The following is a 9,978-nucleotide window of genomic DNA, read 5'->3' as shown; positions in this document are numbered from 1 at the left end:
CCGCCCCACCGTCATCGTCAACGGCTGCGAAGGCGAACCCCCCTCCCTCAAGGACACCGTCCTCCTCACCCGCGCCCCCCACCTCGTCCTCGACGGCGCCTTCCTGGCCGCGGCCGCCCTCGGCGCGGAAGCCGTCGCGATCGGCGTGGCCCGGCCGCGGGCCGAGGCGTGCGTACGGGCGGCGCTGGCCGAGCGCGGGCTCGGCCGGGGCGGCGGCCGTTCGCTGCGGCGGCGGCGCGGGCCCCGTACCGACGTCGTCCGGGTCCCCGAACGCATGGTGTCCGGCGAGGCATCCGCCCTGCTGAGAGCGGTCCGCGGCGGTCCCGCGCTGCCCGCCGGCACCCGCGGTCACGCCACCGACGAGGGCGTGCTGCTCTGCAACGCCGAGACCTACGCCCAGCTCGCCGTCGCCGCCCGCCTCGGCGCCGACGCGTACGCCGCCACCGGCATCCCCGCCGAACCCGGCACCCTCCTCCTCACCCTCTCCGGCGGCGTCCCCGCCACGACCGTCGTCGAGGCGCCGACGGGGACCCCGCTCGCGTATCTCCTCCAGGCCCTGGGCGCCGCACCGGATCTCTCCGGCGTGCTGATCGGCGGCTATCACGGCGCCTGGGTCGACCGGTACGCCGCGCAGGAGGTCGCCCTCTCCCACACCACCCTGGCCGCGCACGGCCGCACCCTAGGCGCCGGCGCTGTGCTCCCCCTGCCCGCGGCGACCTGCCCGCTGGGCGAGACCGCCCGCGTCGCGCACTGGCTGGCCGCCGAGTCCGCGGGCCAGTGCGGGCCCTGCCGGCTGGGCCTGCCCACGCTCGCCGCGCAGCTGGACGCGGTGGTACGGGGCGGGGGCCAGGCCGCGCTGGAGGCGCTGCGGGACAGCGCGCAGTCGGTGCGCGGGCGCGGCGCGTGCAAGCACCCCGACGGGTCGTCGCGGATGGTGCTCTCGGCGCTGGCCGCGTTCACGGACGACCTGGCCGCGCATGTGCTCGGCGCGGGCTGCGGCCGCCCGGTGCTGGGGGTGCTGCCGCTGCCGGGGACGCCGGGAACGCCCGGCGCGGGAGGCTCGACCGAGCCGCCGCCGGACGCCGTCGAAGGACCGCCCGCCGCCCGCCTCACCGTGGACTGGACCCTCTGCGAGGCCCACGGCCTGTGCGCCGACCTGCTCCCCGAGGCCGTACGCCTGGACGCCGACGGCTACCCGTCGCGTACGGACACCCCGCTGCCCGCGCATCTCACCGGCCGCGCGCGGCAGGCGGTCCACCGCTGCCCGGCGCTGGCACTACGCCTGATGCGGTGACGGCCGCTGAACGACGCGTCGTAGGGTGGGCACGCATTTGCGACAGTCGAGTTTTCTGAGCAGCAGGAGGTGGCGCCGTGGTCGACAAGGCGGCAGCGCGCAAGGTCTTCGACAAGTTCGACCTGAACGGGGACGGCCGGGTCACCGCGGCGGAATTCCAGCAGGCGATGCTGGCGATGGGTGACCTGGACTACACGGTGGCGATGGCCCAGGCGGTCCTGAACACCAAGGACCGCGATGCCGACGGCACGCTGTCCTTCGAGGAGTTCATAGAGGTCTACGAGGCCGCTGAGAACAACTGACGCCGCACCGGCACCCTCACGAAGGCCCCTCAGCTCTTGCTCGGGGGCCTTCGCACTGGCCGGCCGCCGGGTGCGCTGCCATCAACCGGCCGCCGGCTCAGACGACTACGACCCGCCGCCCGCGCGTATGACCGGCCTGGCTGTCGATGTGCGCGGCCGCGGCATCGGCGAGCGGGTACGACTTCTCGACCGGGATACGGAGCTTTCCCCGCGAGATGAGGCCGACGGCCTCGGCGAGTGCCTCCGGCACGCTCCCGGCCACGCCGGAGAACCGGACCCCGAACTCCGGCGCCCCGAGATCGGCGATGGAGATCACCTTCCGCGGGTCCCCGGTCAGCTCGACGAGCTCGCGGATCACGCCCGAGCCGGCCAGATCGAGCGCGGCGTCGATATGGCCGAGCCGCCGCACCCGCTCCACCCAGCCCTCGCCGTACGTGGTGGCGAGGGCGCCCAGGCTCCGCAGATAGTCCTGGTTCGCGGCCCCGGCGGTGCCGATCACGGTGATGCCGCGGTCGCGGGCGACCTGCAGCACCGCCGAACCGACTCCCCCCGACGCGCCGCTGACCAGCAGCGTCTGCCCGGGCCGCACCCCGACCTCGCGGATGACGCGCAGCGCGGTCTCCACCACGGACGGATACCCGGCGGCCTCTTCGAAACTCAGCCCCTCCGGCATCCGCGCCCAGGCCGACAGCACAGCGAACTCGGCGTAGGTCCCGGCGCCCTCGCCGAACACGCGCTCGCCGACCTCGACCCCTTCGACGCCCTCGCCGACCTCGTCCACCACCCCGGCGGCGTCGAGCCCGACACCGGCGGGCAACTCGACCGGATGGGCCCCGAGGACCTGGCCCTCACGGACCCGCCAGTCGACGGGGTTCACGCCCGCCGCCCGCACGGCGATACGTACCTGGCCGGGGCCCGCGTGCGGCTCCTCGGCATCTATGAGGTGCAGAACATCCGGGCCGCCGAACTCGGCGAAGCTCACTTTCTTCATGCGACGGACCGTAACACTAACGGTTAGCGTTTTGGAACTGCTCCGGTTTCTTACCTGGTAGCGTCAGGGCATGACCGTGCCGCCTGCCACCGGACGCCGAGAGCGCAAGAAGGCCGCGACCCGCCAGAAGATCGCTGACACCGCTCTGCGGCTCTTCCTGGAACGCGGGTACGACGCGGTGGGCATCCGTGAAGTGGCAGCCGAGGCCGACGTGGCCGTCACCACCCTCTTCTCCCACTTCGCCTCCAAAGAGGCGCTGGTGTTCGAGCAGGACGAAGACTTCGAGCAACGCCTCACGCAGGCGGTCACCGGCCGGGCGCCGCACGCCCCACTCATCCCCGCGCTGCGCCACGAGATCGAGGCCCTGGTACGGCACTGCACGGCGGCCGGCGCCGCCCCGATCTGGCGCATGATCGACGAATCGCCCGCCCTGCGGAAGTACGACGAGTCGATGCGGCTGCGCCACGCGGAGACGCTGGCGGCGGCGATCGCCGCCGACCCCGAACTGTCCCTGTCCCTGTCCCCGACGGCGAGCCGGACGATCGCGAGGTTCGTGATCGACGCTTATTCGCTGGCGCGTGAAGAGGCCGATCCCGAGGCCGCGTTGGACGAGATCTTCCGGATGATCGAGGCAGCCTGGGACGCCGCGGGCCCTGCTCCACGGGCAAGCGGCACAAGCGGTCGCTAGGGTCGCTGGGTCGCTGGGTCGCTGGGTCGCTGGGTCGCTGGGCGCCCGGGGCCGCTAGGGTCGCCGCCCGCTCGTCACGCGTACAGCTCGGCCACGCGCGGCAGCCGCTCGGCTATGCGCTCGAAGTCGTCGAAGTCGAAGTCCCAGGCGGGGTCGAGCTCGGGATAGTCGATGGTGAACGAGTCGCCGGGGAGTTCGGCGCCGGTGGCGGTCTCGTATGCCTCAAGAGCGATATTGAGCATGTCCTCGCCGCCCAAGTCCATGCCCTCGTCCACCGCTTCCCGTATCGCGGGCAGCGCGGCCAGCGCGTCCGGATCCTCCACGACCCGCTCGAAGTCGGACCGCCCCTGAGCTATCAACCAGCCCCGGAAATAGTCGAAGAGGTCATCGGAACACCCGTCATTGATCAGATACGCCGCGGCCCACAGCGGCGCCCGATACGACGCGGCCATCAGCTCCCACAGAATCTGCTGCGCCCGAACGATCTCCTCCGGCCCACACCCGGCAAGCAGCGCGGCGGAACGCTCGGCGACATCCGCGGCGTCGGCGGGGTCGGTCGCCTGGCCGCGAGCCTGATCGACGATCTCCCAGAAGCGGTCTCTGTCCATGCCGCCAAGCGTGCCATCCGGGTCTGACAACTCCCGCCGACGCGGGGGCTTCAGCCCGCTTCCGTCGCCGGCTCGGCCACGCCGACCAGGAAGTTCCCGCGCAACCGGATGTCGGCGGTCCAGCCCAGGGCGGCGAGTTCGGTGGTGAGAGTGGCGGGATCGTGAAAGATCTTCACGATGCGATAGCGGCTGCCATCATCGAGCTGCCGTACCGTCGCGGCGACTTCCTCGCGGACGGCCTCGGCCGGCCCTTCGTCGATGAAGACCACCTTGCCCCGCGGAGCCAGCGCGCCGGTGAGGGTGCTCCAGAAGTCGGCGAACCGGGAAGCCGGCACATGAGAGAGCCAGAAGGCGAAGAAGACGGTGTCGTAACGGCGTTGCGGCTGCCACGCAAAAATGTCCGCCTGAGCGAACCGCGCATTCGCGGCAGCGGTCCGGGCCCGCGCACGCTCCAGCACCTCGGGCGAGGCGTCGAGGGCCGTCACCGTACGCGCCCTGTCGGCAAGCGCCCGCGTCCACTGCCCCGTACCACAGGCCAGCTCCAGGACGTCCCCGACGACCGGAAGCTCGTCCACCACATCCACCAGCTCACGCAGATCCTCCCGCTCCGCGTACACCCGGTCGTATTCACCCGCCCGAGCCCGGTAGTACCTAACCTGCTCCGCCAGCAGAGCCGCCTCGTCTCCAGTTGTCATGCACCCAACGCTACGCACAAAGTCGCCATATGGGCCGGGTGACGCTCAGATACGGACACTCCAGTTGATGCGGTGATCCCCGGCGGGATGCTCGAACTTCTCGGGCCAGAAGTGCCGGAAGGGGGTGCCGTCGGCAAGGCATGTGGTCAGAGTCGTAATGAACTGGGTGAGGCTGGGTGCCCATTCGGTGGGATCGACGGCTCCCGAGCCCAGACCGAACTCATAGACGTGCCCGTAGGTGGGACCTGGACGGTGGTCGATGAAGGCGAGACCGCCGTCGTTGGGGTGCGCGAAGGAGACCCACTGATGCCGGTGGCCGTTCAGGTCGTCCTCGCCCCAGAACTCCGCGCTCGGATATTCCCTGTCGAGCTCGATGAGCTGCTGATGCACGGCCGCTATGGCCCAGGCGTTGTCCAGGCGGTGCCCCAGCGGGAGGAAGGAGCCGGCCGGAAAGGGGGGCGATTGCCAGCCGCGGTCCTCGGCGACGCCATTGTGGCGTTGCAGCAAGGCGGCCAGTTCGGGATGGAGGGAGAATCCGAGCGCGGACTCCAAGGCGTGGAGCTCGGCCGCGGTGGCCGGCGGCTGCAGCGTGGCGTGATCGGCGGGTGAGTGCGTTGCCAGCCAGGCTTCGAAGCGGTCCCAGGCCTGGTGGAAGGCTGCGGCGGTCATGACACGGAGTTCCCGGCGGCCTGCTCCATGGCCCGCTCCCGCAGCGCCCGCAGGTCGTGCTGCACCGCGACGATCCGGCGGACCGCCTTGCCCGCCGGGAGTGTGTGGGCTGCGAGCTGCTGCACGGTGGTTTCGCGCAGCGCCTCGAGCCGGAGGATCTCGGCGCTTATCCGCTCCGGCGTCAGCGCATTGTCCGTGTCCATTACGTCGGCCCCCTCCCAGAAGGATCGGCTGCGTGCACCGTACGGCGGGGCACTGACAACGCAGACTCCGCGTGCGATGAGTTTTGCCGCGGTTCCCCGTCTGTATGCACAACAGGCCATGGCCATCAACCGCACGCAAGGAGAGCACCATGACCGCTGTCTACACCTGGGACGTCTTCTCCACCCTCGACGGCTACGGCTCGTACGGCCCCGACGGCGACTGGGGCGGCTACTGGGGCAAGCAGGGCCCCGAATTCCTCGCCGACCGCCTCGCCGTGATGAGCGAAGAGCAGCGGATGGTCCTCGGGGGCAACACCTACCGGCTGTTCGAGAAGCTGCTGGGCCCGGTCCCGGAGGCCGACCTCGACCCGGTGAACTCCCGGATGCGCGCCATGCCGACCACGGTGGTCTCGACGACGCTCACCGGCCCCCTCGCCCAGCCGGACACGACCGTCGCAGCCGGCGACGCCGTCGACGTCGTCGCCCGCCTCAAGGAGGAATCCAAGGTGCCGCTGCGCTCACACGGCAGCCTGTCACTGAACCGGGCACTGCTGGCCGCAGGACTCGTCGACCGCGTCCAGGTGACGATCTTCCCGGTGATCAGCGGCCGCACCGGCGCCTACCGGATCTTCGAGGACGCGGCCGACTTCGACCTGGAGCTGATCGGGAGCCAGACCTTCGACGGCCACATCCAGGAGCTGATCTACCGGCCCACTCTGCACGGCTGAAGGGCGGACGTGGCGAACGGGCTGCGATGGATAGCGACGACGTACGACTTGGGCTACACCTTCACGCTGTGCGAGGGCCTCGGGCCACGGGACTTGCTGGTGCGGATGGGTGCGGAGCCGCGGCACATCTACGAGTTGTCCAATGAAGCGGTGGCGGAGCTCCAGGGGCGAACCGAGGAGGGCCATCTGAGCGACTTGGAGTTTCTCGACTGGGAGGACGAGGCCCTGGTGGCGCGGTTGACGGAGGTGGGCTTCCTCTCACATCCGGAGGTAGGAGCCGACCCGGACACTTACGAATGATCGAAGGGGGCGGGGAAGTGGCCTTCCCAGATCTGGCGGGAGGCCTGTTCGGGGTAGGGCAGAGTCTTGGATTCGGCGTCCAGGACGCGGGTGAGGTGCCCGTCGGGCCGGTGGGCGGGCCAGCCCGCGTCGCCGGTGGTGACGAAGCGGACCCATGTCTCCTGGAGTTCGCGGGAGAGCGCGACGGCTTCGGGGGTCGGCTCCTCGCCGATGAGCTGGGTGCCGACGGGGCTGTCGAGCGTGCCGAACGCCAGGGGCAGGTCGAGACTGTGGCAGGCGCCCAGGATGCCGCCGAGGACCGGGGCAGTCCAGCACAGTTCGAACAGGTACGAGGTGCCGCCGGCTGCGGCGTTCGCCTCGGCCAGCTTCTGTGACGGCATGCGGAAGAGGGCGTCGGAGTACACCGTCTCCACCAGCTCCTCCGGGCCTGCCTGCGGGAACGCGGCACGGTAGGCCCGCGCGCCGTCCGGCGGCGGGGCGAGCAGTTCCAGGGCGGCGCGGGCGTCCTCCTCGGTGAAGGTGCCGTGCCGTCCGCTCATGACGCTGAAGTACCGGAATTCGTCCCGGGCATGGCCGACGAGCAGTTCGGTCCCGCTCGCACGCGCGCCGGTCAGCGCGGTCCAGGGCGTTTCCGGGAGGACCTCGCCGTCGACGACGGGGCACAGCGCGGTGCCGGTCTCCGTGAGGCGCCCCCAGCTCTCCCGGTGCGCGTGGAGGCCGGCGTTGAAGGAGGTGAGCTCGGCGGCCAGGTGCCATGGGTCGATGTCGCGCAGGGCCTCGGCGGTGGGGGCCGCCGCACCCAGCCGCTCCGCGAACGCGGCGGTGACCTCCCGGGCCAGCGCGGGGGTGCTGTACAGCCCCGGCACCGAATGGGCGATGGCCCGCCGGAACAGCCCGCGCGCCGACTTCATCGTCAGCAGGGCGGCGACCGAGCCCGCCCCGGCGGACAGCCCGCCTACGGTGACCCGGCCGGGGTCGCCTCCGAAGGCGGCGATGTTGCGCTGCACCCACTCCAGCGCCGCGATCTGGTCGAGGAATCCGCGGTTGGGCGGCGCGTCGTCGAGGAACGCGAATCCCTCCGCGCCCACACGGCAGTTGATGGTCACCACGACGACTCCCGCCTCGGCCAGCGCTGCCGGGTCGTACATCGGGTCGCTCGACACCGCCGAGAGGTAGCCGCCCACGGGGATCCACACCAGCACCGGCAGTCCCGCCGCGCCGGGATCCGGAGTGCCGACGTCGAGCGTCAGCCAGTCGGTGCCCTGCGGGGGCACGTCGATCGGCAGGGACAGCGGCACCACGGGGCCGAACTCGACCGCCTGCCGCGTCCCCTCCCATCGGTGCGGCGGCGCGGGCGCGGCGAAGCGAAGCGCTCCGACCGGGGGCTGGGCGTACGGGATGCCGCGGAACACCGCGTGCCCCTGCCGCCGGCACCCCTGCACCACGCCTTCCGTGGTCCGTGCCTTTGGCTGTTCGGACATGACGATTCCTTCCCGCGAGTGGATCCCAGGGTTACGGGTCAGGTTACGGGTCAGGTGTATTATGTCAACTGTATTGAAACAGTGCTGGAGCACGAGGGAGGGACCGGCGATGCCGAAGCAGGTGGATCACCGTGGACGCCGCGAAGCGATCGCCCGCGCACTGTGGCGGGTGGTGGCGCAGCGCGGCGTCGCACAGCTGACGATGCGCGTGGTGGCACAGGAGGCGGGCATGTCACTCGGGCAGCTGCAGCACTACTTCGCCTCCCGGACCGCCATGCTCTCCTTCGCCATGGATTTCGCGTCCGAGCAGACCTCGGTGCGCGTACACCAGGGGCTCGAAAAACTCGGTGACCGTCCGCACCCCCGTGACGTGCTGCGACTGACGCTCGCGGAAATGCTCCCCCTGCATGCCGACGCCCGCGCGACCAGCCGGATGAGCGCCGCCTACGTCCTGGAGGCGCTACACGACCAGGCCGTGCACGAGCAGGCGCGCCGCGGCCTCGTCCAAGGGCGGGCCCTCGTAGAGCAGTTGGTCCGCCAGGCGATCGCCGACGGGCACATCGACTCCGACCGCGACCCGGCGACCGAAACCAACCTGCTCCTCGCCCTCACCGGCTTCACCCCCCTGATCGAACTCGACGTGATCGAGCCCGAGGACGCGCTCGCCGCTATCGACGTGCATCTGGACCGGCTGTTCAGCAGTACGTGACCTGCCCCCGGACGTGAGGGGCAGGTGGGGACAAGATCAGCTCTAGCGCGGCCCACGGCACCTGGCATCGCTTAGCCAGATGGTCACGCCGGCGGGCATCGACGTCAGCTCGCTTCGGCCAACGGCGCCTGGTGGGCGGCATCGTACGGGCCAGCTCGCCCCTGCTGCGCCCAGGCGACCTCGGCACCGCGGACAAGCTCCGCCAGGACCGCCCTTACCTCAGCACGACCTGGCGGGACACTTTCCCGCCGATTCGGGCGCGTTCGGAAGGCCTCAACGGCGTCCTCAAAGGCCATCCAATCAACATCGCCGAACCGAAGAACCGCCTTGCCCACGGCCGCGGCGCCGAGACCGGCCAGGCCGCAGCCGGCCGGCCGGCTCCCACCACCCTGAGCGCTCAGATCCGGAACCGAACAGCACCACAGCATCGCTCCGCGCGACCGCCCCGGTCCCCCGAAGCTGCCGATCAGCCCCGTCCAACCCCACGGACGGCCCCAGAAACTGCAAGATCCCGCCCGATCGAATCGATCGGACGGGATCCGTATCACGTGGAGCTAAGGAGAATCGAACTCCTGACCTATTGCATGCCATGCAATCGCTCTACCAACTGAGCTATAGCCCCGCATCTCGCCACCCGCCGGTCCCCCGGCCTGCGGCTTCGCCTACTTTACACGACCTCGTCAGGCGGTTGCGAAGGAGTAAAAGCGCTTGAGCGTGCAGTGCTCGTCCAGCAACCGTCCGTAGATCGGCTCGCCCTCCAGCTCCCGGTACGTCTCGATCGGGTCGCCCTTGATGATCAGCGCTCGGGCGCACTCCTCGCACCAGTACTGGTAGTCCGGGTTCAGTGGCTCCATGTCCCGGACGATGGGGGTGCCGTTGCCGCACCAGTCGCACTTCCTGCTGTGGGCCCCCATCTACTCAGCTCCAGCTATGGCCGCAGGCCGTGCATACATACGTCACTCCGCCGTTGTCGCCGAGCACCTGGGCGACATGGGTCGATCCGCAGGCCGGGCACTGGAGGGCGGCCGCGCCGTGTCCGGCCGAGGCGTCCGCGGTAGGGCCGGGGTGTCGCCCCGGTCGCTCCGCGGTGCTGCTCGGCGGCATCGCGCAGACCCCCTCCCTTCGGTGCTCTGGGTCCCCCTTCCCGGCCCGGTTGATTCTGCCACGACGGGCGGTGGAGGGCACCATCCCTTCGGCTGGGGCCGGGTGGGCCTCAGGGATGAGATACGGGCCCGGGACCGGGCCCCGCCGCCGCCACTGGCGCCGCCAGCGCCACCGCCACCGGCCCGCCACCGCCACCGGCCCGGCAC

General features: G+C 71.0%; 13 protein-coding genes and 1 tRNA gene. 6 read left to right on the top strand and 8 right to left on the bottom strand.

Annotated features, from left to right (window positions below; all coding sequences use genetic code 11):
- Together G5C51_RS35620 and G5C51_RS35615 are read left to right on the top strand one after the other, a co-directional pair.
- Positions 1-1,294: NADH-ubiquinone oxidoreductase-F iron-sulfur binding region domain-containing protein (locus G5C51_RS35620; RefSeq protein WP_165243916.1), on the top strand; the 1,294-nt coding region annotated here is incomplete at its 5' end.
- 77 nt (positions 1,295-1,371) lie between these two features.
- Entirely contained in the window at positions 1,372-1,596 is a 225-nt protein-coding gene (locus G5C51_RS35615) for an EF-hand domain-containing protein (RefSeq protein ID WP_165243914.1), read from the top strand.
- Positions 1,597-1,693: 97 nt separating this feature from the next.
- Here the strand turns inward: G5C51_RS35615 and G5C51_RS35610 are convergent, their stop codons facing one another.
- Positions 1,694-2,587 (bottom strand): NADP-dependent oxidoreductase, encoded by an 894-nt coding sequence (locus G5C51_RS35610; RefSeq protein ID WP_165243912.1) that lies wholly within the window; start codon positions 2,585-2,587, stop codon positions 1,694-1,696.
- 70 nt (positions 2,588-2,657) lie between these two features.
- Between G5C51_RS35610 and G5C51_RS35605 the strand changes: the two genes are divergently transcribed.
- The gene (locus tag G5C51_RS35605) at positions 2,658-3,275 is read left to right on the top strand and encodes a TetR/AcrR family transcriptional regulator (RefSeq protein ID WP_165243910.1); all 618 of its coding nucleotides are present in this window, start codon (positions 2,658-2,660) and stop codon (positions 3,273-3,275) included.
- Between the two features lie 74 nt (positions 3,276-3,349).
- Here the strand turns inward: G5C51_RS35605 and G5C51_RS35600 are convergent, their stop codons facing one another.
- Genes G5C51_RS35600 through G5C51_RS35585 form a run of 4 tightly spaced genes read right to left on the bottom strand, consistent with a single transcriptional unit; the run spans position 3,350 to position 5,450 of the window.
- Positions 3,350-3,883, bottom strand: a complete 534-nt coding sequence (locus tag G5C51_RS35600) for a DUF4240 domain-containing protein (protein WP_165243908.1) — start codon at positions 3,881-3,883, stop codon at positions 3,350-3,352.
- A 50-nt stretch (positions 3,884-3,933) separates the two neighbouring features.
- Entirely contained in the window at positions 3,934-4,578 is a 645-nt protein-coding gene (locus G5C51_RS35595) for a class I SAM-dependent methyltransferase (protein ID WP_165243906.1), read from the bottom strand.
- 45 nt (positions 4,579-4,623) lie between these two features.
- Complete coding sequence (locus G5C51_RS35590) at positions 4,624-5,247, bottom strand: SMI1/KNR4 family protein (RefSeq protein ID WP_165243904.1); 624 nt, start codon at positions 5,245-5,247, stop codon at positions 4,624-4,626.
- The gene (locus G5C51_RS35585; protein ID WP_165243902.1) at positions 5,244-5,450 is read right to left on the bottom strand and encodes a hypothetical protein; all 207 of its coding nucleotides are present in this window, start codon (positions 5,448-5,450) and stop codon (positions 5,244-5,246) included. The genes G5C51_RS35590 and G5C51_RS35585 overlap by 4 nt, the downstream gene beginning before the upstream one ends.
- A gap of 149 nt (positions 5,451-5,599) precedes the next feature.
- On the opposite strand from G5C51_RS35585, the gene G5C51_RS35580 reads away from it, so the two are divergent.
- A complete protein-coding gene (locus tag G5C51_RS35580; protein WP_165243900.1) occupies positions 5,600-6,178 on the top strand; it encodes a dihydrofolate reductase family protein in 579 nt (192 codons plus the stop codon).
- A 9-nt stretch (positions 6,179-6,187) separates the two neighbouring features.
- Positions 6,188-6,478, top strand: coding sequence for a hypothetical protein (locus tag G5C51_RS35575; protein WP_240930148.1), 291 nt, complete (start codon positions 6,188-6,190; stop codon positions 6,476-6,478).
- On the opposite strand, the gene G5C51_RS35570 is transcribed toward G5C51_RS35575, so the two are convergent.
- On the bottom strand, positions 6,469-7,959 hold the full coding sequence (locus tag G5C51_RS35570) for a carboxylesterase/lipase family protein (protein WP_165243898.1): 1,491 nt from the start codon (positions 7,957-7,959) through the stop codon (positions 6,469-6,471). The two genes, G5C51_RS35575 and G5C51_RS35570, sit on opposite strands and share 10 nt — an antisense overlap.
- 109 nt (positions 7,960-8,068) lie before the next feature.
- Between G5C51_RS35570 and G5C51_RS35565 the strand changes: the two genes are divergently transcribed.
- Complete coding sequence (locus G5C51_RS35565) at positions 8,069-8,668, top strand: TetR/AcrR family transcriptional regulator (RefSeq protein ID WP_165243896.1); 600 nt, start codon at positions 8,069-8,071, stop codon at positions 8,666-8,668.
- 549 nt (positions 8,669-9,217) lie between these two features.
- Here the strand turns inward: G5C51_RS35565 and G5C51_RS35560 are convergent.
- Both G5C51_RS35560 and G5C51_RS35555 read right to left on the bottom strand, forming a co-directional pair.
- A tRNA-Ala gene (locus tag G5C51_RS35560) sits at positions 9,218-9,290 on the bottom strand.
- Between the two features lie 58 nt (positions 9,291-9,348).
- Positions 9,349-9,582: a hypothetical protein gene (locus G5C51_RS35555; RefSeq protein WP_026276023.1), complete on the bottom strand. Its 234-nt coding sequence runs from the start codon at positions 9,580-9,582 to the stop codon at positions 9,349-9,351.
- Positions 9,583-9,978 lie beyond the last annotated feature (396 nt).

This window comes from Streptomyces coryli (genome assembly GCF_011044975.1).
Classification (GTDB): Bacteria; Actinomycetota; Actinomycetes; order Streptomycetales; family Streptomycetaceae; genus Streptomyces; species Streptomyces coryli.
The sequence above is the reverse complement of the archived record's forward strand: the minus strand, read 5'-3'. Positions and strand labels throughout refer to the sequence as shown.

What these genes read in the sequence shown, in the direction of transcription:
- G5C51_RS35610 (WP_165243912.1), bottom strand. Translation starts at nt 2,587, where the DNA reads ATGAAGAAAGTGAGCTTCGCCGAGTTCGGCGGCCCGGATGTTCTGCAC.
- G5C51_RS35605 (WP_165243910.1), top strand. Translation starts at nt 2,658, where the DNA reads ATGACCGTGCCGCCTGCCACCGGACGCCGAGAGCGCAAGAAGGCCGCG.
- G5C51_RS35600 (WP_165243908.1), bottom strand. Translation starts at nt 3,883, where the DNA reads ATGGACAGAGACCGCTTCTGGGAGATCGTCGATCAGGCTCGCGGCCAG.
- G5C51_RS35595 (WP_165243906.1), bottom strand. Translation starts at nt 4,578, where the DNA reads ATGACAACTGGAGACGAGGCGGCTCTGCTGGCGGAGCAGGTTAGGTAC.
- G5C51_RS35590 (WP_165243904.1), bottom strand. Translation starts at nt 5,247, where the DNA reads ATGACCGCCGCAGCCTTCCACCAGGCCTGGGACCGCTTCGAAGCCTGG.
- G5C51_RS35585 (WP_165243902.1), bottom strand. Translation starts at nt 5,450, where the DNA reads ATGGACACGGACAATGCGCTGACGCCGGAGCGGATAAGCGCCGAGATC.
- G5C51_RS35580 (WP_165243900.1), top strand. Translation starts at nt 5,600, where the DNA reads ATGACCGCTGTCTACACCTGGGACGTCTTCTCCACCCTCGACGGCTAC.
- G5C51_RS35570 (WP_165243898.1), bottom strand. Translation starts at nt 7,959, where the DNA reads ATGTCCGAACAGCCAAAGGCACGGACCACGGAAGGCGTGGTGCAGGGG.
- G5C51_RS35565 (WP_165243896.1), top strand. Translation starts at nt 8,069, where the DNA reads ATGCCGAAGCAGGTGGATCACCGTGGACGCCGCGAAGCGATCGCCCGC.
- G5C51_RS35555 (WP_026276023.1), bottom strand. Translation starts at nt 9,582, where the DNA reads ATGGGGGCCCACAGCAGGAAGTGCGACTGGTGCGGCAACGGCACCCCC.